The sequence below is a fragment of the Anaerolineales bacterium genome (assembly GCA_015075725.1).
GTDB lineage: Bacteria > Chloroflexota > Anaerolineae > Anaerolineales > Villigracilaceae > Villigracilis.
The window spans coordinates 2,806,130-2,831,653 of sequence record JABTTV010000001.1; the positions used below are offsets into that span (position 1 = coordinate 2,806,130).

A 25,524-nucleotide genomic window follows, 5' to 3' on the forward strand; every position below is an offset into this window, starting at 1 on the left:
AATGGGAAACACGACATGAGCCACATTTCCATCTTGCGGTCTGCCTTGCCGGATCAGGGCAGCCTGTTGTATTTCTTCAATAATTCCCTTACATCATCATGGGGCAGAGCTTTGACGCTGATCTCATGCCCGGTCATATCGCGCGCCGCGACCAGTGAATTGATGATCGCCTCCTCAGTCGCATAAACAGTAGCCTCAAAAATGGGATCAAGGTGATCGTTCACGACGGTTTGAATGTCGGTCAAACCTTTTTCGCCGGATTTGGTTGCATTTGGATTAGCAGTGGAGAAAGCGATGAAGATATCGCCGGAGCCGTTTCCCCCGATCGAGCCAGTTCGCGCCATGCCGAGCGAGACGCGTCGTGCCACCCTTTTGAGTTGATGCGGCAAAAGAGGCGCATCCGTCCCCACGACGACGATCAACGAGCCATCGTCCTGCTTGTTGGGATCTTCGCCGCTGACATGCCACTTGTTCTCGTTTTTGATGTGCTTTCCGACGGGGACGCCGGCTATCGTGAGGTATTCGCGCCTGCCGAAGTTCGTCTGCGCCAGCGCGCCTACCGTCCAGCCGCCGGATTTTTCCGGCAGTCTGCGCGAGGATGTTCCTGTTCCACCCTTGAATTCGTAACACATCATGCCTGTCCCGCCGCCAATGCCGCCCTCTGCGATCGCGCCGGATGCCGCAGAGTCCAACGCCTCAAAGACATGTTCTTCCTTTACGAAGAACCCGTCCATGTTGTTTAACCAGGCGTCTGCAGTCTCGGCGACGATCGGCATGCACCATTTTTGGAAGCGGAAATCATTCCTCACCTGCCATTTGACGATCGCATCGCGGACAACGCCGACGCTGTGTGTATTCGTCAACCCGATCGGTCCCTCCAACAATCCTCCCTCTTCGATCCAGAGCGTACCTGTCACCTCGCCATTGCCGTTGAAAGAGTGAACGCCTGCATAGACCGGATCAAATAATTCCCTGCCCCGCGGGTGGATGATGGTCACACCTGTCCGCGCGTCTGTCCCTTCGATGATGGTCGAATAACCGACTGTGACTCCGGAGACATCGGTAATCGCATTGAATTCCCCCGGTGTTCCTTCGAACGGAATCCCCAATCCGCGCGCACGTAGTTTATTCATGTAACTCTCCTGTGTGTTGAATAGGAAATTATAGCCGAATGGCAGGTTCAACCACCTTTGATACTTATCCTGGGTTTTCGCTGGTACAATGGGCACCATTAAATTCGAAAGGAAAAAACATGACGCACGATATGGTGAAAGACGGACTGGTTGTTTCGATGGAATACAAATTGACCGTGGACGGAGAAGTCCTGGACTCCTCCGACGAAGCGGGTCCTTTGCAGTTTTTGACCGGATACGGCAATATCATACCCGGCTTGGAAAATGAAATGATGGGAATGAAGATCGGCGAGAGTAAAAATGTCACGGTTCAGCCCGCTGATGGTTATGGCGAATTCGAAGAGGATGCCTTCACAGAGGTTTCTCGAAGCCAGTTTCCGACCGATATGAAATTGGAGGAAGGGATGGAACTGCATGTGACCGACGAGGACGGCAACCATCAAGCCGCTTATGTCGCCGAGTTCAACGACAAGACCGTCAAACTCGATTTCAACCATCCCCTTGCCGGAGCCGTTTTGGATTTCTATGTAAAGGTCGTCGCTTTGCGCGAACCGACCGATGAGGAACTCGACCATGGCCACGTCCATGAAGGGGATGGACATCATCATTAACCGAAATGCAAAATAGGTTGAATAAGGCGGTCATTCCGTTTTTGGTTTTAGCCGTACTGGCATTGTTGTTTGCGATGTGGGGCGGGCTGATGCGACTTGGATGGCGCATCCCCGCCCTTTCTTCTTCCATGGCGCTGGCGCATGGTCCTTTGATGATCACGGGCTTTCTTGGCATTCTCATCACGGTGGAGCGTGCCGTGGCCTTGAAGCAGCGCTGGATGTACGCTCCCGCAGTATTTGCTGCGATTGGGTGGGTTATCATTCTTACGGGCTGGAATGCAGTGCTCGGCGCGGCGCTGATGTCGCTGGCAAGCGCAGGCGGTGTAATGATCCTCATAGAAATCACACGTCGTGAGCCGGCGCTGTACACAGGCACGATGCTGCTTGGATCTTTGTCCTGGCTGGTTGGGAACATCCTATGGTTGATGGGCTGGCAGATTTACCAGGTTGTTTTCTTTTGGCAGGCGTTCCTGGTGTTGACCATTGCTGGCGAGCGGTTGGAACTCAGCCGGGTGCTGCGCCCGACTGAAAATTCGATGAGATTGTTCGCGGTCATTTTGATCGCATATCTCCTCAGCCTGGTTGCGTTCCCGTTCAACCTGCAAGTCGGATTGCGGCTGAACGGGGGAGCCCTTTTTGCATTGGCGCTCTGGTCGTTTCGAAACGACATTGCATGGAGAAACCTTCGCCATTCCCTGCCGCTGACACGTTACATCGCCTGGTGCCTAGCTATTGGTTTTGTATGGTTGGGCATCGGCGGGGCTTTAGGAATGGGATTTGGCGCACAGGTGGCAGGTCCGCGATATGATGCGGCGCTTCATACGATCTTTGTCGGTTTCGTCATTTCGATGATCTTCGGTCATGCGCCGATCATTTTCCCGGCGGTGCTTGGCGTACCGGTCCTGTTCCGTCCGGCATTTTATTTTCATTTGATAATACTGAACGCTTCCCTTGCAATACGCGTCATTGGGGATTTTATCAATATCCACCCCATGCGGATGTGGGGCGGATTGCTCAACGAAGCTGCCATTCTTCTGTTCCTGGTGATGACCGTTTCGTCGGTCATTGGCTCGGTCAGACGCTCCGCGACTTCGAGCTGAACGTGTTCCACCAATAATGACACGGGGATATCAACACAATTTTTTTGCGGCGGATTCCTGCCGCTTTTTTGCCTGCCGCTTGATAACCTGGCGGAGCCCGACTATGAAAAAGATCACGCCGAGCACCAATCCGCCAAAATTGCCCAAAAATTCATTTACCACCTCCCACTGACTGCCGAAGAGATAACCGAGCCCGCCGTAGCCGAAGATCCACACGGCTTCACCGAGTGCATCATAAATAATGAACTTCCTGAACGGATAACGCGTTGTACCGGATAAAAGATTTACGGGCAGCGCAATGGCCGTCACCAAAAAACGTGAGAAGAAAATGGAAAGCGGTCCCCACTTTTGGAAGGACTTTTCTGCTTCGATCCATTTTGGGGTTCCGCCGAAACGATTGAGAACGTACCCGCTGGCGTAATAACCCATCGAATAACTGAGGCTATCGCCGATGATCACGCTGATGATGGAGGTCAATGCGGTGGTATGCCACGGTAAATACCCCTCCCGGGAAAACGCTCCGGCGGCAATGACAAGCGGGGTGCAGGGAAGTGGAACGCCCAACCCGCCTATAAAAACAACCACTCCCAGCAGCGGCGCGCCATAATTGATGACTTGGGTAAGGAGAAAATCGGACATGGAAGGGATAACTAGGGCGTTGCAGGCATCGGGGCATCCGGTGGGGCAGGCGGGGTTTGCGGCTGGTGCGCGAGGATCGTCGCCTTGACAGTGGCTAACACATATCCATCATCGTCCGGGTAAAATTCATCGTTCAATTGTTTAAGGCTTTTTTTGAAATTCATTTTGGGGTCGATATCCAGCGCATCGAAAAGAATATCGGGCGGCACGCCGTAGTTGTATGAAACGAAAGGAACGGTCATCCAATCTTCGATGTCTTCCGCGTCGGTTCGTAATTCCTCTGCAATCGGCGGCGGGCGATGATTCTCGAACTTTTTGAAGGCGTGAAACGCGCGCAAACCAAAGAAAAGAATCAACATCACCCCGAGAACGCTCACGGCGATGAAAAGATTACGCGATTTGGAATTGTCCTGCACTGAAGTTACTCCTGCCACTCCAATTCAAAGTCGCCGACGAAAACCGTGTCGCCGTCTGAAACGCCTGCTTCACGCAGGGCTTTATCCACGCCGAGTTTTTGCATCAACTTTTGGAAGCGGCGAACCGAGCCGTAATGTTCCCAATACGTCATTTTGGCGGCGCGTTCGATGGCAATGCCGGATACTCTCCATTTATCCCCGTCTTCCCTGTGGATCTTGAATTGGTTCGGGTCCACTTCCGGTTTATAGACGGGCAGCGCTTCTTCCTCGATTTGTTCCGGAGTCAGGTCCTGGAGCCTTCGGTAAGCTGAAAGTAAAACCTCCCGCGTGTTTGTACGCGCCATGGCAGATGCGGTGATGACATCCACTTTTTTCCTTTTGAAACTTGCTTGAATGTCTTTCAAGCGCGCTTGCACATCGGGCTGGTCGATCTTGTTGACGACCACGACCTGCGGTTTCCTGGCAAGCTTTGGGTCGAAGAGGGATAGTTCGGTATTGATCTGACTGAAATCAGCGAGCGGATCTTCAGATAAGCCGTCTATCATGTGGATCAAAATCCGGGTGCGCTGGATGTGACGCAAGAAATCATGACCCAACCCCGCGCCGTCGTGCGCGCCCTCGATCAACCCGGGGATATCCGCCAGCACAACAGTGGTGTCATCGTCGATTTTGGCAACGCCCAGATTCGGTTGGAGGGTCGTAAAGGGATAGTCGCCGATCTTTGGTTTGGCGTTCGTCAGAACGGAGAGGAGGGTGGACTTTCCGGCGTTGGGCAGGCCGATGATGCCGATATCCGCTATCAGCTTAAGTTCGAGGCGCAGCATTTTTTCATCGTGCGGTTCGCCGCGTTCGGCTGTCCGCGGGGCTTGATTTCGCGAGGTCGCGAAATGCTGATTGCCGCGTCCGCCGCGCCCTCCCTTGCAAATGATGAGCTGTTGGCTTGTCTCGGTCAGATCGCCGAGCAATGCGCCGGTTTCAGCATCGTAAATGACCGTCCCCGGCGGCACGTGGATGACGAGGTCTTTTCCATTGCGCCCCGTCATTTGGGAAGCGCCGCCATTCACGCCATTCTCTGCCGCAAACGATTGTTTTGGACGAAAGTGTGAAAGCGAATTCAGAATCGGTTTGACTTCGAAGATGACATCGCCGCCCTTGCCCCCGTCTCCGCCGTCGGGACCGCCGCGCGGCTCATATTTTTCGCGGCGGAAATGCACCATGCCGTCGCCGCCTTTGCCGGATTTGACATGAATATTGACCTGATCGATAAACATGGCTCCATTATAACGGGTGGCTTCCCCGGCATCTGATTGCCATGCGCGAAGCGTAAGAACTCGTAATGGATTTTGTCATGGCATTATTATGATTAGCAAGTTCATTGAGAGGATAATCGGGGTTGGACTTGTAAAAATGACCAACGACCTGGGTAATGATCCTCAACCTATGATCCTGATCGTCGAGGATGAAGCGCCGATCCGAATGGGGCTTTCCGCGGCAATGAGCCGACTTGGCTATCGCGTCATCACGGCAGAGAACGGGAGCGACGCTCTCTTCAAAGCGGAAGAGAACCCTCCCGACCTGATCGTTTCGGACATAAAAATGCCGGTGGTCGATGGATTCGAGTTGAAGAAACGCCTCAACGCGAACCTGGCGCTTGCGTCCATTCCTCTGATCTATCTTTCCGCCCGAACATCCATTGAAGACCGTGTCGGTGGAATCCGAGGCGGGGCAGACGATTACGTTACCAAACCCTTCGACTTGGAGGAATTAACCGCCCGCGTCGAAGCGGTGCTGCGTCGCGCCCGCGGTGAACGGAAACTCGGTTTCGACCTGGCGCGGCAGGTCGATAGGGAAGGTTTGGAAAAACTCCGCCTAGAACTGATGCAAAATTTCCATCACGAGATACGCACTCCGCTCAATAACGTGATGATGTTCCTTGAGATCGTGGCGACCCAAAAATTCGAAACATTGGAGGAACAGGAGGAATTCATCCGCATCGCGCGCTCCAGCGGAGACAGGCTCGAGTCGCTTGTCTCGGATATCATCTTCCTGACCGATTTCGATCAGGGTGTATTCAATGAAGTCAGACAGAATATAAATCCGGAGACGCACCTCCTCCAACTTCTCAGGCGACGTCTCGTCCGCTTTGAATCGAAATCGTTGAATTTCGTTCCCATCGTTTCAACGGCTGGTGAGATGAAAGCCCCGCGTCACGAATTCGTCCATGCCGTCATGCACCTGGCGGATAACGCCTTTAAGTTCAGCCCGAATGACGGGACGGTCATCCTAAAGGTTGCGCCCGGAGAGCGCGGCGGCGCGACGATCACCATCGAAGATCAGGGACCCGGGATCCCGGCTGCGCTCCGTGAGAAGGTGTTCGAGCGGTATTTTCAGATCAGCCAGGGTCCAACGCGGGAATATCAGGGATTGGGACTCGGCTTGACCATCGCCCGCGCTGTTTTCCGTTCCTTGGGCGGCGATGTGACGATATTGGACAGCGCGCAAGGTTGCTGCGTGCAGGCAGTCCTGCCCGACCTCAAAGTGGATGATGCGTCAAATGGATAAGAATTTCACGCCATCCACAGGTTTATCCACCGATGCAGCGTTGCAGGTTTCCGCCCTGACCAACGAACTGGATTATCGCGCCTTGTTCGAACAGGCGGGGGAATGCTTCTTCATCCTCAGCCCGAAGTTGAGATTTATTGCGGTCAATCCCCAAGCCAGCCGTTTGCTCGGCTATTCAGAAGAGGAACTTGCCGGCACCTCTGCCAAAACCATTCTCGGGTTGGATGACCCGGTCCACTGGAAGACGATCCTGGAAAAACGCACGAATTCATTTACTCACACCCTTCGCAGGAAGGACGGCTCGACTCTTCAGATGGAAATGAGTTCATCGCTGGTATTGGATTCGTCGGGCAAACCCGCTTGCATTCAATTCATCGCGCGCGATATCAGCGAACGCATGCAAACCGAGCGCGTCATGAAGCGCAACATGCGCGCCCAGTCCATCATCGGCGAAGTGACAGCGATGCTGTTCCGGTCCACCAACATCGAGGGCAGGATGTCTGAAGCCCTGGAATCGCTTGGGTACGCCGTCGGCGTCTTCAGCTGCGTGGTCTTCGAGGCGAAAAACTCGTCCCTGCGCATTCGGCATAAATGGGTGGACCCGGCCGTCCCTGCGTTCGATGCGGAAGCGATCCTCCAGCCGTATGTGGAATCCATGTCTAAATTCCCAGACCGGGTATTTACCATTCCCGATGTTCCCAGGAATGGGTCGAGCGTGCCGGACATCTCTCTGCTTGCCGTCCCCATCCAGGGCGCATTGGGAATGTGGGGATTCCTGGGTCTGTTCAGCAAAGGGGACCGACTTACATGGCTTCCAACAAGTTTCGAGATCGTTCAGACGACTGCCAATCTCCTTGGAGCCGCCATCGAGCGCATCCATTATGAAGAGACACTGCGCCTGAGCGAACGACGCAACCGTATCATCGTCGATGCCCTGCCCGACCTGCTGTTGCGGGTGGATCGCTCGGGACGTATTTTCGATTACAACGCGAATGTATCGCATCCTCTTTATCGTGAGCCGGGGGCTGTCATTGGAAGAAATCTATCCGAGTTGTGGAGCGCCGAAGTTACCGGGAGGCTGCTGCCAAAGATCCCGAATGAAACCCTTTTTACCCAACCCCGGATGGTGGATAACTTTACTCTGCAGGGTCGTGAGGGTATTTTCGAAGCGCGCCTCTTTCCGATCAGCAAACTGGAGGCTTTGATCCTAGTGCGTGACATCACCGAGCAGGCGCGGCTCGATCAGATGAAATCGGATTTCATCAATTGGGCGTCGCATGAACTGCGGACACCGCTTACCTCTGCGATATTGATGGCGGAACTCCTTCGGCAGGGATGCACGCCCGAAGAGGGCGAGGAATATCTTGCAACCCTCTCCAGCGAATTGAACCGCCAGAGGAATTTGATCAACGAGTTGTTGATGGCCGGACGGCTCGAACACGGCGCCCTGCGCGTGGAAATGACATCGCTCGACCTGATCCCGGTCTTGATAGAATCCCTTTCGGCAGTAAAGCCGATCGCTAAAAAACGGGATGTAAGAATATTGTTCGCACAGCCATCGCAGCCCTGTTTCATCTGGGGCGATGTAAGCGCGCTTCATCAGGTGTTCATAAATTTGATCAGTAACGCGGTGAAATTTTCACCCGAAGGTGGCGTTGTGGAACTGCAATTGAAAACGAACGCAGCAGAAGCGCGCGTGTCCATTTCAGACAAAGGATTGGGGATTCCCCTGGACGCGCTCCCGCACCTCTTCGAGCGTTTCTATCGCGCGCGCAACGTAACCGCGGCGGAAATTCCCGGAAGCGGTATCGGGCTGTATATTGTGAAGTCCATTGTGTCGGAGTTGAAAGGCGATATTCATGTCGATACGGAACTCAACAAGGGCACCACCTTCACCGTGTCGCTGAATCTTGTGGATGGGGCATGAATTATTGGTCCCCTTTTTATTGGCATGAGGAATAATTTTCCACCATTATTAATAATGTCGGATGACTAAAATCATCCGACATTATTTTTTCAACTTGTCATCTCTGGACTACTTCTTCACCCCAAACTTCTTCATCAACACATCTTTCAGTGTAGGCACGCCGATCTCCTGCAATTCATAGCGGACTCGCTGTGAAGGCTTGTTGATCTTGATGATCCGGCTCAGGTCGATCGGCGTACCGATCACTACCATATCCACATCCGCCTTGTTGATGGTCTCTTCAAGTTCCTTCGTTTGTTTGTCGCCATAGCCCATTGCCGGGAGGATGGCACCCGTGGTCGGGTACTTCTCGAAAGTCTTAGCGATAGAACCCACCGCAAATGGACGCGGGTCAACGATCTCTTTCGCGCCGAAGCGGCGGGCGGCAACGTAACCGGCACCGTACGCCATTTCGCCGTGCGTGAGGGTCGGACCATCTTCCACGACCAAAACGCGCTTGCCAAAGATGGCATCGGGGTTATCCACGAAGAGGGGAGAGGCGCCTTCAATTTGCACGGCAGTGGGGTTCAGCTTACGAAGTGACTCGCGCACTTTGATGACAGCTTCTGCATCGGCGGTATCGACTTTGTTGATCACGAAACAATCAGCCATGCGGACGTTGGTCTCGCCGGGGTAGTAAGTGAATTCATGTCCAGGACGGTGCGGGTCTGCGACCACGATCTGATAATCGGGCACATAGAACGGGAAGTCGTTGTTGCCGCCGTCCCATAGAACAATATCGGCTTCGGCTTCGGCTTTGCGGATGATCTTCTCGTAGTCCACACCGGCATAGATGATCACGCCGTTATCGATATGCGGTTCGTATTCCTCGCGCTCTTCGATGGTGCAGTCGTATTCGTCGAGGTCATCATACGAAGCATAGCGTTGGACTTCCTGCGCGATGAGATTCCCATACGGCATCGGGTGACGGATCGCCGCGACCTTGTAGCCCATCTCTTGCAGAATCAAAGATACGCGCCTCGTGGTCTGACTTTTACCTGATCCCGTCCGAACGGCGCTGATCGACACGACTGGCTTGTTCGATTTGATCTGCGTGTTCTTCGTGCCCATAATGCGGAAGTCCGCCCCGGCGGCGTTGACCATGCTGGCTTTGTGCATCACGTATTCATGCGGCACATCGCTGTACGAAAAGACGACCTGTTCCGCGCCATACTTTTTGATGAGGTCGAGCAGTTCTTCCTCGGCGCGGATGGGGATTCCGCTTGGGTACAGCGACCCAGCCAACTCTTTCGGGTAGACGCGTCCTTCGATGTCCGGGATCTGGGTGGCGGTAAAAGCTACAACTTCGTAATCCTTGTTCCCACGGAAGAAGGTGTTGAAGTTGTGAAAATCGCGCCCTGCGGCGCCCATGATGATGGTTTTGATCGGCATAGGAAACTCCTGTGCATGTCATGGTGAGGAACCTGTCCCGCAAGGCGGGGCAATGTCCGGCAAACTCTGGGTGGGATTTGAGCCTGTCCGTTTTTACCCACGATGACATTTACGATAGTTAATGTCTAATCTAAGGGAAATTCCCCCTCTGGTGAAGTAACGTTTAGCCTGATTTTGGCATGACAGATTTGTCCCGTTTTACGGTTCTGCGCGTTTTCTCTGTGAATGCATTTACAAAGGTGCCCTCGCGAGAGAAAGGAACTGCATGTTAGGATTTGAAGCAGTAAAGACAAGACCAATGAGTCAAGACGAACTCCCCGAGCTGATCGTTGCCGCCAAAAGCGACCCTGCCGCATTTGGCAGGTTGTACGACCGTTTTCTGCAACCTGTCTATCGCTACCTGTACAGCCGCCTCGGTGATGCCCATTCCGCCGAAGATGTCACGTCGCAGACATTCATCACTGCGTATGAGGCGCTGCCCAAATATCGGGAGCAGGGTCAATTTACGGCGTGGTTGTTCCGAATCGCCCGCAGCAAGATGTACGACCACTTGCGACGGAACAGACGCGAGGTCGGGTTGGAGGCGGCGGGTGAACTGCTCGAGCGTGAAGACGCGCTTGGGGTGTTGATCCGCGCCGAAGAGTTGAGCAAGGTCCGTTTCCTCATCAAACAATTGAACGAAGAAGAACAGGATTTGATCCGCCTGAGATATGTGGCTGATCTGACTTTCGTTGAGATCGCGGACCTGCTCGGCAGGCGCGAAGACGCCGTCAAAAAGACTCTCTACCGTTTGCTGGCACGCTTGAAGAGCCAATTGGAGTGACCATGAGTAATTTGAATCCCTCCCCTGAATTTGAAGAGAAGGTTCGCAAGGCAATGCAAACGCCCGAAGCGAACCCCGATTTTGCAAAACGATTACGCAATGAACTGGTACGGAGACCGGTAAAAATGAAAACAAAATATTTTAGACCTGCCTGGGCTGTGGCATTCGTGCTCGCGCTGGCAGTGGTTGTGGTCAGTGTGCCGGGTCTTGCCGCCGCGTTAGGACGTGTATTTGGTTACGTGCCCGATGTGGGATTGGTCGAAACAACAAGTGGCTTGCGCATGTTGGCAGAACCTGTTTCGTCGACTCGCGATGGAGTCACGATCACCATCACCAATGTGTTCGTCCACCCCGACCATATTGAATTGATGTATGAAGTGGACGGAGTTGAACTCAACTACACCCAAACGCCCGACATTTGCGGAACGATTCACCCCGATGATAATTTCTGGTCAGATGCCGATGCGGATCTGCGCCTGCCTGATGGCGCCACGATCCGCCGTGATTATGCAGGTGAATATCAATATGCAAATCGCTATGCCATGCAGCCTGTGTATGCCATTCAACTGCCCGCGAATGTAGACGAGCTGACCTTTGTATTGAAGTGTATCCCGTTTACCAAACTCGGTGATGTTCCTGAAAATTGGGAGATCCCGTTCAAACTTGTGACAGTCCCTGCCGGAGAAGTTGTGGGATACCCTGTCATCGAAGTGACTCAGCCTGTGGCAACGGAGGAAGTGCCCGCCTCGCCCCCAGCCGAAACTGCTCCTGCTCCCAAGGTGAGCCTGACCCTCGAGCGGATCGTCCCTATCGACTCGAACACTGTGTTTTACATTCACTTCAATGTTGAAAACCCCGACCCATCCCTGATTTCAATTATGCCGCTAGGGGTTTACGTGATCGACTCGCAGGGACGACTTATTCAAGCAATCGGTTCGTTCGTCTGGCAGCCGTTCGAACATCGATTAGGCAGTTCGTTCGAGTTTGCCACCCAATTCAAACCCGCTCCCGGTCCCTTCACCGTGGTCGTGGATCAAGTCATTGCCTACTACATGCCTCTCTACACCGATCCGCCGCAAATGACCGTTGAAGAGTTGACCTTTGCTTTCGATGCAGGGGATAATCCTCAGCGCGGGCAGAAATGGGATTTGGAAAAGACCTTTACCGTCGCCGGTTTCGATTTTGAGGTCTCCACAGCGCAAGCCGTGACTTTCGCTGACATCGAAACGCCCAACTTCATCGACGGTTCGCAAGGCTACGACTATGGCTATCAGTTCGCTGTCGAAGCAGACCCAGCCCTGGGCTTGAGCGTCGAAATGGATATTATGAGGGATAACTGCTGGCTGTATGATGTGAAGAAGATCGAGCCTGCGCCTCTGCTTTACACCCAATTGTGTCGGGACGGTTACCCGACAGGGGAGGTGCTTGTCACCATCCGCGAGATGTCGATCACATTGAAAGATGATTTACAGGTAGAATGGAAGCCGTAAGTGAGCTGGTAGGTCACGCTTGTAGCGTGACCTACTTTTTTGTCCGTCTCACGGGGGCAGTCAGACAATGGACCGCCCCATAACCATTGACCAGTTTATTCAACTCCGCGCTCAGCACGCGGAAACCGCGGCGCTCCAACTCCTTGATGACGCGCGTGTTGGTGGAGAGCGCTACGATGACTGTCTGGTTCCCCAAATTGAGCAGGTTGGTGGCGAAATTCTGTTGTTCCTGCTCGTTCACTTCCAGCATTTCGATTCCTTTTGATGATAGGAACTCGCGAAAACCGCCCAATTCCTCGATCACAAAACTGTCCGAGTTGCGCGAGATGCGGATAACCTCGCGTTGATCCACCTCGTGCCCGTACGCCATGACCAGATTCGGCGTGAGTGGAATCCAGAACATGTCCAGGTGCATCAAGTGCATGTGTTCGTCAGTTGGCGCTCCGTATAACGCGGCTTCCTCCACGTGGCGTTTGTTAACCACCGCCACGATCTGAATCCCCCTTTGCTCCATCTCGATGCCGATCTTCTTGCAAAGATTTTTCACCGCGCTGAGCGTGGTCCGGGCGCCGACGCCGATGTAACAGGTATCGCCGAGCAGGGCAACGTCGCCGCCTTCGAGACTGCCGCGATCGATTTCCACGAAGCCGTTTTCGTATCCCAATTCCGTTAACGCTTTCTTGAAAATTTCCACTTCAGGTTTGCGGATTCCCCATTTCAACACCGAAAGCACAACCCGTTCCGTGAGCGCCTGGGATTGATCCCTGCCGTAAAAGATGTTTGCCAGCGGCAGGTCATGGCGGAGGCTGAGCAGATGATTCAACCGGATCGCGCCCGCCTCCCCGTAAGCTCGAATGTCCTCGTCCAGAAGGGTTTTGATATCCTGCTTGATCTGCTCGTAAACTTCGTCGATGTCTCCGTGAATCCCCTCGTGAGAGAAGTCGCGGATTTTATGTTCGCGGAACATCTCATAGTATTCGCCCGCGCGTTGCAGAAGGGCGCGTTCCAATTCGCGAATGTTTTCCGGCTCGTCGGGCAGTCCCGCTTTTTCCATTGACCTTGCCAGCGCATCCTTGGCGCGCGTGAATCGAATTCCCTCCGCCTCGATCAACGTCTGCATGTGACGGAATTCCCGTCGCGCCTCCTGCACATCGTAATAACTGAAGAAGAGACTTTTCGATTTGGGGAGTAATTGTCCCAGCAGCGACTCGATGCCCGGCTCGCCCCAGACCAAGACTTCTTCCAATGGATGCGTTTCGCTGAATAATCCGATCTGCATGTTTCACCGATAAAAAAACAAACCGAACGCGAAAGGTCAGCCTGTTGTCGCGATCACATCACATCCGGCGCCTGAATATCGAGCAGGCGGAGCGCATTGGCAATTGTTTGTTTCGCCGCTGCCACCAACCGCAGGCGGGCGTTCTTCACGTTTTTATCTTCTGCCTGCAAGACGGGCACGGCATGATAGAACGAGTGGAAGGCATTCGCAAGGTCATAGGCGAAGGTAGCCATCACGAGCGGACGGTATTCCTCCGCCGCCTGCTTTACCTTTTGCGGGAACTGCGACATCTGTTCGATGAGCTCGATCTCTTGTTTGGTCAATTCGTATTCGAAGGGTGCAGACTGCAGGTTAAAGGTTGATTTCTTTAGAATGGAATTAGCGCGCACATGTGCGTTCTGAATATACGGACCCGTGCGCCCATCGAAGGAAAGCGCTTCGTTGATGTCGAAGACGATATCTTTGTTGTTATCCACCGAGAGCAAAGAGTACACCAATGCGCCCAGGCCTATCTGTGTGGCGATTTTCTCGCGTTCTTCATCGGGAATATCCACGCTCTTTTCGGCTTCCACAGAAAGGACGCGCCTGATGGCTTCATCGTAAACCTCCTTGAACAACGCCACACGCCCCTTGCGGGAGGACATGGCGCCTTCAGGTAAAGTGACATATCCGTAGGCTAGGTGGTAACACTTCTCCGCCTGTTTGAAGCCCCATAGTTCCAGGATTTTAAACGCCTGTTGGAAGTGCAGGCTTTGGCGGGAATCCACCACATAGATGGAACGGTCAACGTGAAACTTCTCGAATTTTACCTTGGCAAGCGCAAGGTCCTTGGTGAGGTAAAGCGATGTCCCATCGTTTCTCAGCACCACGGCCGTGCGGTATTTTTCCTTTGTCAGCCCGAGCTTCTCATCTATCTTCACGATGACAGGCCCGCCTTGCGCGCGCTCGTCTTCCGCGATGTTTCGTCCGATGAGTTCGTTGATGATGGCTTTGGAGGGCTCATCCACATCGCTTTCGTAGAACCACACATCGATCTTCACATCGAGCATGCGGAGGATCTCGCGAAGTTCATCCAAACTCCATTCACGGGTCACGCGCCACAACTCGCGCACATTCTCATCGCCAGCATCCCATTTGCGATACATCTCGCGGCGCTCGGCTTCGTAGGCTTCGCGCTGCGCGGTCTGTTCGGGGGTTTCATTCTCCTTCTTTTCGAGCAGGGCGGTGGCTTCGGCATAGATTTTCAGCATCCACTGTCCGCGCTCGTGAACACCTGCGGGCTCCTGCCCTTTATACCGTTTCTCGTAGATCCACATCACCGTGATGACGCCGAGTCCCAAATCGCCGGGATAGGATGCGCGGATGGTGTTAAATCCCGCAAATTCAACGAGTCTTGCCAATGCTTCACCCAGTACTGTATTGCGCGCATGCCCAATATGAAAGGAGTGATGGGTATTCGGCTGGGCATATTCGACCATAACCGTTTCAGTCCTGGCTTCGCCGCGACCAAAGTCTGCGCCGTTGGCAAGCACTTCCTCCACTACGCGCTGGGCGTATTCGGATGCCTTGAAATAGACATTGAGATAACCCTTCACCGCTTCGATGTGACTGATACCTGTCACGCTTCCGATCCGACCCCGCACCTGTTCGGCGATTTCCTGAGCATTTTGCGGCACTGGGACCTTGTTCCCCTTGCCGAGTTTTGCTTCATTGGCGGCGGTTTGGAAGAATGATGTAGCAAAACCCCACTCGCCCGAGAAGGGGATGGGCTGCCACTTCAATTCCGCCAAAGCGATGTCATTGGCTTTACAGTATTCTTTGATCTTATCTTCGATGAGTTGTTGCTCTTTTTGAAACATAAGCGTAGCGATCCTGTGGGTAAGTGCTCGGATTATATCTGCTTTCAAAGCCGAAGACGTAAGACAAATGCCGGTCGTGAATTTCTCGTCGCCGAAGGCGTGAAATGATTATAGATTTATGAGTTATGCATTTTCAACCCTGAAGACGTGTCATAGCATTATTAAAACCTATATCACCTCACCGGAGTTGACGCAACGATTTGATTGTTTCTAAATCCTGTCATCCCTTCGGGATTTTTAGGGTTTTGAAAGCCATCGGTGGTGACTTCAATCGCTCGATGACCTGCTCGGCGCATTCTTCGATACTCAGTTTGGAGGTATCCAAATCGAGGTCGTACCGGGTGTATTTGTGAATGACCGCGTACTGCAATTTTGCCTGTCCCAGCGTGCGGTCTTTGCGGTCTTTCTCTCGTTGCTCCAAAATTTCCAGCGGACAATGCAACCCGATGAGATAGGCGTTCATCCCTGAAAACAACTCTGCGCACTCGTCCACCCAGGCTTTTTCGACGAAGACGTGGTCGGCGAGGATATAGTTGCTGCGCGAAGCGGCACCGGCAATGGCGTGATGCATGCCCGAGAACAGCGACCGACCCACAGGTCCGGCTTGAAGCGCTTTTCCGAGGACCTCATCCCAAAGCGGGCGGTCGAGGTAGCGGCTGGGCAGCATCCAGATGAATTTGTCGATGCCCATATCGAGATACGGTTCGGGGAGCTGCTTCTGCAAGAGTTTGAGCAGGGATGTCTTGCCGGACGAGGATGTGCCGTTGATGAAGATGATCGTGGACATATAACAAAAACGGGAGTCTTGCGACTCCCGATCTGATCGAGTGCGATGTTACGCGCTCTTTTTGGTGAACGCGGCAAGGGCTTTCATCAAGCGGCTCTTGCGGCGCGCAACGGTGTTCTTGTGAAAAACGCCTTTTTCGACCGCTTTATCGAGAGCGCTGATGGCTTGCATCACAGCTTCCTTCGTCTCGGGGGTGTCGTTCGAAAGGAGTTTGCGCGCGTTGGTATCGGCAGTGCGGGCGGCGCCACGGATGGTGCGATTGCGAAGGCGGCGCTTCTCGTTCTGACGATTGCGTTTGATCTGGGATTGAATGTTAGCCAAGTCTTCCTCCAAAAATTTCTTTTCCTGCTTTACGACAGCGGCATGCTTGTGCCGCCACAAGAGCGGTATTCTACATGAGGGGATTGTATTTGTCCAGAGATTTGAGGGGTTTCGGCGTTCGAACGCATCCTTCTCGGAAGGAACCGCCGGGCTTTAAACCCGGCGGTAATGGTTTTGATCATGGTGTGCCAGTGACCCCAGGTGCGGCGTTAATCGGCGTGGTCGTGGATGTCGGCAGGAAGGTTCCGGGACCGGGCGTTTGAGGTGTGCTGGTGGGCGGACGCGTGGCTGTCGGTGTGACCAGGTTCACCGGGATTTGCAGGATCTGCCCGACGAAGAGTGCGTTCGGGTTATCGATGTTATTCTCTTCGATGATCGCCTCGATCGTGCTGTTGAATATATCCGCGATCACAGCCAGGGAATCTCCGGATTGGACGGTGTATTCGATCAACGTGCCTCGCGGCAGGTCCGGCGGGACGGACGTGGCGGTGGGCAATTGCATATCCGGGTTCGGAAGAAGGATGACCTGACCCGGGATCACGATCTGTGTCGTCGGGTCAATACCCAGACCGGTTTCGGGGTTAAAAGGATTAAGAAGCAGAATGAGCGGAATGGCATCATCACCCAATACGAATTTTTCCGCGATAACGGCGAGCGAATCTCCATCCTGCACTGTGTAGGTGAACGGCGCCGAAAAAGTGGCTGTGGGCGTGATGGTTGGCGTCGATGTTTCGGTGAACGTAGGGGAAGGGGTGACCGTGTTGGTCGGGGTCAATGTGACCGTTGGTGTGGGGGTTTCGGTTGCGAACAGGAGATTGATGGGCTTCCCCGGTTGGGACAGCCAATAGATTAAAACAGCCAGACCTCCCAGCACAAGCACGGCAGCTGCGATGTTGATGATATTCTGCCTGCTGCGATTGCGCTTACGGTAACTTCCGATGATGCTGGAAGGCGGGGGAGAGGAGGGAGGTTTCACATTCATGCGGTCATCCTTTGCACTGTGTCTTGATGTTTTCCAGCCAGAGGCAGTGCAAAATAATTCTACCTGAAAAAGGGGTATAGGGCAAAAGACCTCCGGGTTCTCGAAGAACCCGGAGGTCTGGCTTGCCTACTTTCCCATATGTTCTTTCAAATACTTCCCAGTATACGAGCCTTTGATCTTCATTACCTGCTCCGGCGTTCCCTCCGCGATCAACTCGCCGCCCCTGTCGCCGCCTTCGGGACCGAGGTCGATCAGCCAATCCGCCACTTTGATGATATCGAGGTTATGTTCGATGATGAGGACCGAATTGCCCGCCTCCACGAGTCTTTGCATGACCTCGATCAGTTTGTGGACATCCGCAGCGTGCAGACCGACGGAAGGTTCGTCTAATACGTAGAGCGTGCGTCCCGTGGCGCGGCGCGAGAGTTCTTTCGATAATTTCACCCGTTGCGCTTCGCCGCCGGAGAGTGTCGTCGCGGGCTGACCGACGCGCACATAACCCAGTCCCACTTCCTGCAAGAGCTTCAATTTGTTCATCATCTGCGGATAATTCTTGAACTCTTCCAGCGCGTGATCTACGGTCATATCCAGAACATCGGAAATCGAATACTCGTCACGGAACAGCACCTGCAATGTTTCGCGGTTGAAGCGCTTGCCGTGACACACATCGCACGGCACGTACACATCCGGCAGGAACTGCATCTCGATCCGCAATTCGCCCTGTCCCTGACAGGCTTCGCAGCGCCCTCCATGCACGTTGAACGAGAAACGTCCCGGTTTATAGCCGCGCACTTTGCTTTCAGGCAGTTCGGCAAATAATTTTCTGATCTCATCGAACAAACCCGTGTACGTTCCCGGGTTCGATCGCGGGGTTCGCCCGATCGGCGACTGGTCGATGTTGATGATCTTGTCGAGATGTTCCACACCCTTGATCGTCTTATGCTCGCCACCCTGCGTCCGCGCTCCCATCAACTTCGACGCGAGTTCGTTATACAGGATGTCGCTCATCAGCGTGGACTTGCCCGAACCGGATACGCCGGTGATGCAGACTAACTTTCCAAGCGGGATGTCGACATTGATATTCTTCAGATTATTTGCCGACGCGCCGATGATTTTGAGACTCTTCCCGTTCCCTTCGCGCCTCTTCTTTGGGACCCCGACCTGCTTCCGCCCCGAGAGGTATTGTCCCGTCAGGGACTTTGGGTGCGCCAAAATCTGTTTGGGAGTTCCTTCTGCGATGACCTGCCCACCATGCTCCCCGGCGGCTGGACCGAGATCGATCACCCAGTCCGCGTCGCGGATGGTTTCATCGTCATGCTCCACAACCAGGACCGTATTCCCAAGGTCGCGCAACCCTTTGAGTGTATCCAACAGCCGCGAATTGTCGCGCGGATGCAAACCAATGGAAGGCTCATCCAAAACGTAGAGAACGCCCACTAAACGGGATCCAACCTGGGTTGCGAGTCGGATGCGCTGGGCTTCCCCGCCAGATAACGTCACGGCAGAACGATTTAAGGTGAGGTAATCCAAGCCGACATTGACGAGAAAGTTCAGGCGTTCGTGAATTTCCCTGATGACCCGTTCGGCGATCGCTTTCTGTTTATTCGTCAGCGGAGAATTCTTTCCCGCCAGTTTCTTCACCCAATCCAGTGTCTGTAACACGGGCCAGGAGTTGGCTTGGACGATGTTCACATCATCCACGGTCACGGCGAGGGCGGCGGGGTTGAGCCGCTTTCCCTTGCACGACGGGCAAGGTCGGTCGGACATGAATTCCGAGATCTTCTCGCGGATGTATTCAGAGTTGGTTTCCCGGTAACGGCGTTCCAGGTTGGATATGACCCCTTCGAAAGCGCGCGAGAATTTGAACTCGTTCCCGCCAGCGCTTTGATAGGTCATCTGGATCTGTTTATCGCCGGTTCCATACAGAATGATCTTCTGCTGTTCTTTCGTTAATTCGCCGAACGGTTTTTCGAGGTCGATCTTGTACGCCTTCGATGCGTTGACCAGGCTTTGCCAGTAATAGCCGCCCTCCTCCCTGGGTCCGTTCCACTCCATGCTGATGATCGCCCCATCGTTAAGAGAAACAGTGTCGTCCGGGATGATGCGGGCGGGGTCGATCTCCAGTTTCGAGCCGAGTCCCTGGCAATCCGGGCAGGCGCCCTGGGGCGTGTTGAAGGAAAAGGTGCGCGGCTCGATCTCGGGCACGGTCGAGCCGTGTTCAGGACAGGCAAGATGCTCCGAGTAGGCGATGTCCTCCTTTTTATCGACGAGGTTGATGGAAACATACCCTTCGCCGAACTTCAAGGCGGTTTCCACCGAATCGGTCAACCGGGTGAGCGCGGCTTTCCTGTCTTCCTTCGATCCGTTGTTCGAGATTACGAGCCGGTCGACAACCGCTTCGATCGTGTGTTGTTTGTAGCGGTCGAGCTCGATCTCATCGTCGAGTGAATGGACGGTTCCATCCACGCGGGCGCGTGTGAAGCCTGCCTTGCGGATCTCTTCGAAGACGGCTTGATACGTTCCTTTGCGCCCGCGCACGAGGGGCGCAAGGATCAATATCCGCGAGCCGTCCTGCAGGTTGGAGATTTTGTCCACGATCTCCTGCGCCGATTGGCGCGAGACTACACGTCCGCACTCGGGGCAGTGCGGGATGCCCGCGCGCGCGAACAGCAAACGCATGTAATCGTAGATTTCAGTGACCGTTCCGACCGTTGAACGGGGATTGTGCGAAGTGGATTTCTGGTCGATGGATACAGCGGGGGAGAGCCCTTCGATGTAATCCACATCGGGCTTGTCCATCTGACCGATGAACTGCCGCGCATACGCCGAAAGCGATTCGACGTAGCGCCTCTGACCTTCGGCGAAAATGGTGTCGAACGCCAGCGACGATTTTCCCGACCCCGAGAGCCCGGTAATGACGACGAATTTGTCCCGCGGGATCTCGACGGTGATATTCTTCAAATTGTGGACGCGCGCGCCCACGACACGGATTTTGTTGGAGGACATGCAATTTCCTTAAAGGGGAGGTGTTTATTCCTATTTTAGCACATTTGTTTCAAGAATGATTAAATGCATAGGCAAACCTTGATTATAACCAATTAGGGTTTAGGTTAAACGAAAAGGCGACAGTCGTCTTATTGAGGACTGCCGCCTAATGGTGCTCATATGTCGTCACTGATAACTGTAAAACCCTCTCCCGCTTTTGCGCCCCAAATACCCGGCATCCACCATCTTGCGCAGCAATGGCGCGGGGCGGTATTTATCTTCGCCCAAGTCCCTCTGCAACACTTCCATCACGAACAGCACAACATCCAGACCGATCAAATCCGCCAGTGTGAGCGGACCCATCGGGTGATTCATGCCGAGTTTCATCACCGCATCGATGGCTTCGGGTGTGCCGACTCCCTCCTGCAACGCAAACACGGCTTCATTGATCATCGGGCAAAGGATGCGGTTCGAGATAAAGCCGGGCGAGTCGTTCGCCGTCCACGCTTCCTTGCCCATCACCTTGCACAGTTCCAAGGTTGTGTTGAGTGTTGTTTCATCGGTGGCGAGTCCCTTGATGACCTCGACCAGTTTCATCAGCGGCACCGGGTTCATGAAGTGCATCCCGATGACCTTCTCAGGCCGCAACGTTGCAGCGGCGATTTTTGTGATCGAAATGGATGATGTGTTCGTGGCGAGGATCACGCCCTCACGCGCGTTGGCATCCATGTCTTTGAATATCTTGAACTTCAACTCCGGATTTTCCGTCGCCGCTTCGATGATGAAATCCGCCTCCTTCATCGCATCCATGGTGGATGTGAATTGGATCGCGTCTGCGGCAGCCTTTTGATCCGCTGTGAGCGTTCCCTTCTCCGCCAACTTCGCCGTGGATTTGGCGATGGTTGCTCTGGCTTTTTCAAGCGCGGCAGGCATCACATCCATGCAGGTGACCTGATAGCCCGACGTTGCCGCAACCTGCGCGATGCCATTGCCCATTGTTCCAGCACCGATGATGAAAATGTGCTTGATCGTCATTTCTTCGACCTCCAGGTTTTGATATTATTCTGTATTTGCTCGATATGCCCCGGAATATGAGCCGAATAAATATCGATCCATTTGTCGAAGGTATACGGCTCGTCATATTCGGGATGCTTGATCCAATGCGTGTTGAAAACGATCTCCGGCACGCGTTTGAGCATTTCGTAGGTGGTCTTGCGAGCCAGCCGCGTCACTTCCAGCGCATCTTCAAAATTGTGTTCGTGGTAATTCAACACATCTGCCCATAGTGCCTGGTCGTATGGCATGATGCTCCCGCCGGGTTCCACGATCAATTTTCTTGCACGCAAAGCCGCATTGGATTCACTGTCTGCAATGTGAATGATGACCTCGTACACGCTCCATTCTTTTGGCTCTGGCTTGAAAAGCATTGCCTCTTGCGGAACTTCTGCCAGCGTCGCTTTCAGTAGATCGTATCCGCTCCCGTACAGTTCGATCTTTTCGTTGCGTTCTTTGGCATCCATAAGTTTCCTCTTTTTTGATAACTATTATTGAATTAATAAACACAAACGGAGATGAATATCGCTGTCCATCTCCGTTTGTGTCACTCTTTTATCGGTTCCCACAGTTCAACTTTGTTTCCATCCGGGTCGATGAACCAGCCAAATGAACCGTATTCCATCTTCTCGATTCCCCCGATCAATTCAGCGCCGCCTTCTTTAACTTGCTTCAACGCTCCTTCGAGGTCATCCACAATCAGGTTGAACATGAATCCCTTCTCGGAGGGGTCGAAATACTTTGTCGATGAATCGAACGCGCTCCACACGGTCTGGCTGTTCGGTGGGTAGTCTTTTGGAACGTACATGGTGCCCCATTCTTCCAGCGTCATGCCCAGCCACCTCGCGTACCACTCATAAAGCTGCTTCGGGTTCGGTGATTTGAAAAAGATTCCGCCAACACCTAAAACTTTCGCCATAATTCACCAGCCTTCAACCTGTAAACTTTCTAACCTTCAATCTCGACAGCCATCGCCACGGCTTCACCGCCGCCGAGACAAAGGGATGCAATACCTCGTTTCAATCCGCGGTCTTTCAAGGCGTAGATCAACGTTGTCAGCACCCGCGCGCCGCTCGCGCCTAGTGGATGACCGAGCGCGATGGCCCCGCCGTTCACGTTGACCTTGTCCCAGTCCCAACCCTGGTCGGCGAGGGCATAACCATCCGCCAAAACTTGCGCGGCAAAGGCTTCGTTGACCTCGAACAGATCGACGTCCTTCAACGTCCAGCCGATCTTCTTGAGTAATTTCGGAATCGCATGAGCAGGAGCGGCAAAGAGATATTTCGGTTCCAACGCTGCCTGGGCATAGCCAACGATTTTCGCCATCGGCTTGTAACCTTTCTGTTCAGCATACGCACGGGAGGAGATCACCACCGCCGCCGCGCCGTCGTTCATTGAGGAAGCGTTGCCTGCGGTAACTTTGCCGTCCGCTTTGAAGACCGGTTTGAGCTTGGCAAGCGAATCCAGCGACGTATCTTTGCGCGGACCTTCGTCCATACTGACAGTGGTCACTTCACCCTTTCGACCCGGGATTTGGACGGGAACGATCTCAGCGTTGAAACGGCCCGCCTCTTGAGCCTCCACAGCTTTGGTATGGGAGCGAAGCGCGAACTCATCCATCGCGGCACGAGTCACTTCGTATTCGTCTGCTATAAATTCCGCAGCATTGCCCATCGCCCAATTCTCGAACGGATCCCACAAGCCGTCATTGAGCAGGGCGTCGGTCATCTGTGTGTTGCCGAATTTCAACTCGCCCATGCGCCCGCTGACAAGATACGGAGCGCGACTCATCGATTCAAAACCGCCCGCGATGAAAAGGTCCGCATCGCCGGCGCGGATGGCTTGAGCGCACATCATCGCCGCTTTCAAGCCCGAACCGCAGACTTTGTTGATCGTGGTTGCGCTGACGGTTGCGGGCACGCCCCCCTGGATCAGTGACTGGCGCGCGGGGGCCTGACCCAGACCTGCGGCAACAACATTGCCCATGATGACTTCTTCGACATCCGCGGCATCGATACCCGCGCGTCTGACCGCTTCTTCCACGGCGATCGCGCCGAGTTTCGGTGCAGGGATGTTGCTCAACGCACCCTGGAATTTTCCCATTGGCGTTCGGACTGCGCTCAGAATGACGGCTTCATTTGCTTTGTTCATCTGATTCTCCTGTCGGTGATGAATCAATTATACATGTTTGATACGGTAAAATCCCACCCATGCCTGAACAATCTCTTTATCAATTACTCGGCGGCGAGAACGGTGTCCGCGCCCTGGTGGACCGTTTCTATGACCTGATGGATACTTCCCCCGAGGCGAAGGATATCCGCGCTCTGCATGCCGCGAGTTTGAAACAATCGCGTGAAAAACTATTCTTGTTCTTGACGGGCTGGGCTGGCGGACCGCAGTTATACGTCGAGAAGTTCGGCCATCCCCGCCTGCGGATGCGGCACATGCCTTTCACCATCGGCGAGCGTGAGCGCGATCAGTGGCTCTGGTGCATGAGCCATGCGCTGGATGCGGGCAAATTTGACCCGGTCATAGCCGATCATTTGAAATCGCGGTTTGCCGAAATCGCAGATTTTCTACGGAATCAAAAGAGCGACTCATAAAGTCGCCCCACTTTTTTACCAGGGGTTGACGATCTCCAACCCGGTATTTTGGAAATCATCCTCATACATCGTCACCAGCACCATTTGGTGCGTCAGGGCTGTGGCGGCAATGAGCGAATCGATGGAAGGGGCTGGGGGCAGGCCGAGCCGGTCCAGTTTGGCGGATAATTCCCCCCAGCGGATGAAGATATCCGTGTTCAATGGCAATATGTGCCCGTCGAAGCGGACAAGAAAGAAATCCCGAAGCCAGTCTTCGAGTTCACGTTTTCGGTTTGGGTCGTTGAGAAGGTGAATCCCCTTCGTGATTTCCCCCACGGTAATGGCGCTCAGGTAAATGTCCTCGTGTTCGAGAGAGTCGACAAAAGCGATTACGTCTGGGTTGGGTCGGAGTGAGATCAGTTCATTGATGACGCAAGTGTCGAGCAGATATTTCATAGTTCCAGGTTTTTACGCGGCAGGCTTTTGTCCCGGGTCAGGTTCAGGTTTGCGCCCGCAAGCGGGGAAGCGCTGAAGAACTCGGAAAGCTTCCCTTGCGATTTGCGCAATTTTTCGTATTCGATATACGAGATAACGACTGCCGTTTTTTCTCCGTGTTTTGTGATGAGTTGCGGACCTTGTTTTATTGCCAGGGTGATCACTTCACTTAAATTGTTCTTGGCTTCCTGTATTTGCCAGACGGCATTCATTGGAGATACTCCTTTATAAAGCCAGTTCATTTCTGGCTAGTCGGGCTAGATTTTACCCGTATCCAGCGAAAGCTGTCAATTTCCAGAAATGCAAGGTGTAAGGATGCCTTATCAATTCTGCGTGTAGTCAAACTAAACAGAAACGTGACTCGGTTCTTTTTCAAAGATTTTTCAACGCCTCACGCCTGCTGAGAGGACTCAGTCCCTTCGTGGCTTTGACATACTTCCGAACCACGCCTGGATTGGTCCATGCATACTGCCTCAACGCCCAGCCGATGGCTTTGTTGATGAAGAACTCATCCGAGCCGAGGTTTTCCTCGATCAGACCACATAGCAGGCCGAAATCCGTTTCTTCCTTGTAGCCAAGTTGAAACAGCAGAGTCGTCCGCCTGAGCCAAAGGTTATCCGATATGCGCCATGTCTTTAGATATTTCCGCTTCACTTTTGGATAACGCTTGAACATCACCCCGACGCTGTTGCCAGCCAGCGAGTCGACTGTATCCCACCAGGACTTGTGCATAATAAGATATTCGAGCGTGGTGATGAAATCTTCGGTGAGTTGCTTTTCCATTTTGCCGATCAATCCGACAGCCAGGTATTGAAACTCGCGCTGGGGCAGCGACCACAGATCCCGGGCGATGCGGTCAATGCCTTTCAGCGGTGGGAGCCCGTTTTCCTCGATGAAATCTTTTCGCAATGCGACCAGCAGCGGAGTCTTGATCCCCAAATACTCGAATTGGTCGCGCATGTATTTTTTCATTGGCGCGGCGTTGGCGGGGTTGGCGTGTTTTTCAACATGTTTTTTTAGAAAGAGAACATAAGGATGCAAGGACTCTC

Annotated in this window: 25 protein-coding genes; 7 read left to right on the top strand and 18 right to left on the bottom strand. The window is 53.6% G+C overall.

Features of this window, described 5'->3' with window-relative positions; translation table 11 throughout:
• Positions 1–53: 53 nt before the first annotated feature.
• Positions 54–1,133: a P1 family peptidase gene (locus HS100_13475; protein ID MBE7434922.1), complete on the bottom strand. Its 1,080-nt coding sequence runs from the start codon at positions 1,131–1,133 to the stop codon at positions 54–56.
• 131 nt (positions 1,134–1,264) lie between these two features.
• Between HS100_13475 and HS100_13480 the strand changes: the two genes are divergently transcribed.
• Both HS100_13480 and HS100_13485 read left to right on the top strand, forming a co-directional pair.
• On the top strand, positions 1,265–1,744 hold the full coding sequence (locus HS100_13480) for a peptidylprolyl isomerase (GenBank protein ID MBE7434923.1): 480 nt from the start codon (positions 1,265–1,267) through the stop codon (positions 1,742–1,744).
• Between the two features lie 5 nt (positions 1,745–1,749).
• Complete coding sequence (locus tag HS100_13485; GenBank protein MBE7434924.1) at positions 1,750–2,844, top strand: hypothetical protein; 1,095 nt, start codon at positions 1,750–1,752, stop codon at positions 2,842–2,844.
• Positions 2,845–2,874: 30 nt separating this feature from the next.
• Here the strand turns inward: HS100_13485 and HS100_13490 are convergent, their stop codons facing one another.
• From HS100_13490 to obgE, 3 genes are read right to left on the bottom strand one after another with little or no spacing between them, the layout of a single operon-like run.
• Positions 2,875–3,483, bottom strand: coding sequence for a DedA family protein (locus tag HS100_13490; protein MBE7434925.1), 609 nt, complete (start codon positions 3,481–3,483; stop codon positions 2,875–2,877).
• 11 nt (positions 3,484–3,494) lie between these two features.
• A complete protein-coding gene (locus HS100_13495) occupies positions 3,495–3,899 on the bottom strand; it encodes a hypothetical protein (GenBank protein ID MBE7434926.1) in 405 nt (134 codons plus the stop codon).
• Positions 3,900–3,904: 5 nt separating this feature from the next.
• Positions 3,905–5,170 carry a GTPase ObgE gene (gene obgE, locus HS100_13500; protein ID MBE7434927.1) on the bottom strand — a complete coding sequence of 422 codons (1,266 nt, stop codon included), beginning with the start codon at positions 5,168–5,170 and terminating at the stop codon, positions 3,905–3,907.
• A 136-nt stretch (positions 5,171–5,306) separates the two neighbouring features.
• Between obgE and HS100_13505 the strand changes: the two genes are divergently transcribed.
• Complete coding sequence (locus tag HS100_13505) at positions 5,307–6,461, top strand: response regulator (protein MBE7434928.1); 1,155 nt, start codon at positions 5,307–5,309, stop codon at positions 6,459–6,461.
• A complete protein-coding gene (locus HS100_13510) occupies positions 6,454–8,388 on the top strand; it encodes a PAS domain S-box protein (GenBank protein MBE7434929.1) in 1,935 nt (644 codons plus the stop codon). Before HS100_13505 ends, HS100_13510 begins: the two co-directional genes overlap by 8 nt.
• 108 nt (positions 8,389–8,496) lie before the next feature.
• Here HS100_13510 and HS100_13515 read toward each other — a convergent pair whose 3' ends face one another.
• Positions 8,497–9,819 carry a GTPase gene (locus HS100_13515; protein ID MBE7434930.1) on the bottom strand — a complete coding sequence of 441 codons (1,323 nt, stop codon included), beginning with the start codon at positions 9,817–9,819 and terminating at the stop codon, positions 8,497–8,499.
• Between the two features lie 298 nt (positions 9,820–10,117).
• Here HS100_13515 and HS100_13520 point away from each other — a divergent pair, with 298 nt between their 5' ends.
• A complete protein-coding gene (locus HS100_13520) occupies positions 10,118–10,642 on the top strand; it encodes a sigma-70 family RNA polymerase sigma factor (protein ID MBE7434931.1) in 525 nt (174 codons plus the stop codon).
• Positions 10,643–10,644: 2 nt separating this feature from the next.
• Entirely contained in the window at positions 10,645–12,132 is a 1,488-nt protein-coding gene (locus HS100_13525) for a hypothetical protein (GenBank protein MBE7434932.1), read from the top strand.
• Positions 12,133–12,163: 31 nt separating this feature from the next.
• On the opposite strand, the gene HS100_13530 is transcribed toward HS100_13525, so the two are convergent.
• From HS100_13530 to HS100_13575, 10 genes are all read right to left on the bottom strand, one after another.
• Complete coding sequence (locus tag HS100_13530; GenBank protein MBE7434933.1) at positions 12,164–13,411, bottom strand: hypothetical protein; 1,248 nt, start codon at positions 13,409–13,411, stop codon at positions 12,164–12,166.
• 53 nt (positions 13,412–13,464) lie between these two features.
• Positions 13,465–15,270, bottom strand: a complete 1,806-nt coding sequence (gene argS / locus HS100_13535) for an arginine--tRNA ligase (protein ID MBE7434934.1) — start codon at positions 15,268–15,270, stop codon at positions 13,465–13,467.
• Between the two features lie 220 nt (positions 15,271–15,490).
• The gene (locus tag HS100_13540) at positions 15,491–16,057 is read right to left on the bottom strand and encodes a hypothetical protein (GenBank protein MBE7434935.1); all 567 of its coding nucleotides are present in this window, start codon (positions 16,055–16,057) and stop codon (positions 15,491–15,493) included.
• A gap of 48 nt (positions 16,058–16,105) precedes the next feature.
• Complete coding sequence (gene rpsT / locus HS100_13545; GenBank protein ID MBE7434936.1) at positions 16,106–16,378, bottom strand: 30S ribosomal protein S20; 273 nt, start codon at positions 16,376–16,378, stop codon at positions 16,106–16,108.
• Between the two features lie 178 nt (positions 16,379–16,556).
• On the bottom strand, positions 16,557–17,360 hold the full coding sequence (locus HS100_13550; GenBank protein MBE7434937.1) for a LysM peptidoglycan-binding domain-containing protein: 804 nt from the start codon (positions 17,358–17,360) through the stop codon (positions 16,557–16,559).
• Between the two features lie 126 nt (positions 17,361–17,486).
• A complete protein-coding gene (uvrA, locus tag HS100_13555; GenBank protein MBE7434938.1) occupies positions 17,487–20,366 on the bottom strand; it encodes an excinuclease ABC subunit UvrA in 2,880 nt (959 codons plus the stop codon).
• Positions 20,367–20,531: 165 nt separating this feature from the next.
• Positions 20,532–21,380, bottom strand: a complete 849-nt coding sequence (locus HS100_13560) for a 3-hydroxybutyryl-CoA dehydrogenase (GenBank protein MBE7434939.1) — start codon at positions 21,378–21,380, stop codon at positions 20,532–20,534.
• Positions 21,377–21,865, bottom strand: coding sequence for a DinB family protein (locus tag HS100_13565; protein MBE7434940.1), 489 nt, complete (start codon positions 21,863–21,865; stop codon positions 21,377–21,379). The genes HS100_13560 and HS100_13565 overlap by 4 nt, the downstream gene beginning before the upstream one ends.
• A gap of 80 nt (positions 21,866–21,945) precedes the next feature.
• A complete protein-coding gene (locus HS100_13570) occupies positions 21,946–22,317 on the bottom strand; it encodes a VOC family protein (GenBank protein MBE7434941.1) in 372 nt (123 codons plus the stop codon).
• A 29-nt stretch (positions 22,318–22,346) separates the two neighbouring features.
• Positions 22,347–23,549, bottom strand: coding sequence for an acetyl-CoA C-acetyltransferase (locus tag HS100_13575; protein MBE7434942.1), 1,203 nt, complete (start codon positions 23,547–23,549; stop codon positions 22,347–22,349).
• A 59-nt stretch (positions 23,550–23,608) separates the two neighbouring features.
• Between HS100_13575 and HS100_13580 the strand changes: the two genes are divergently transcribed.
• Complete coding sequence (locus tag HS100_13580; protein MBE7434943.1) at positions 23,609–24,001, top strand: group II truncated hemoglobin; 393 nt, start codon at positions 23,609–23,611, stop codon at positions 23,999–24,001.
• 15 nt (positions 24,002–24,016) lie between these two features.
• On the opposite strand, the gene HS100_13585 is transcribed toward HS100_13580, so the two are convergent.
• From HS100_13585 to HS100_13595, 3 genes are all read right to left on the bottom strand, one after another.
• Entirely contained in the window at positions 24,017–24,436 is a 420-nt protein-coding gene (locus HS100_13585; protein MBE7434944.1) for a type II toxin-antitoxin system VapC family toxin, read from the bottom strand.
• Positions 24,433–24,687 (bottom strand): type II toxin-antitoxin system Phd/YefM family antitoxin, encoded by a 255-nt coding sequence (locus HS100_13590; protein ID MBE7434945.1) that lies wholly within the window; start codon positions 24,685–24,687, stop codon positions 24,433–24,435. The genes HS100_13585 and HS100_13590 overlap by 4 nt, the downstream gene beginning before the upstream one ends.
• A gap of 160 nt (positions 24,688–24,847) precedes the next feature.
• Positions 24,848–25,447: a DNA alkylation repair protein gene (locus HS100_13595; protein ID MBE7434946.1), complete on the bottom strand. Its 600-nt coding sequence runs from the start codon at positions 25,445–25,447 to the stop codon at positions 24,848–24,850.
• Positions 25,448–25,524 lie beyond the last annotated feature (77 nt).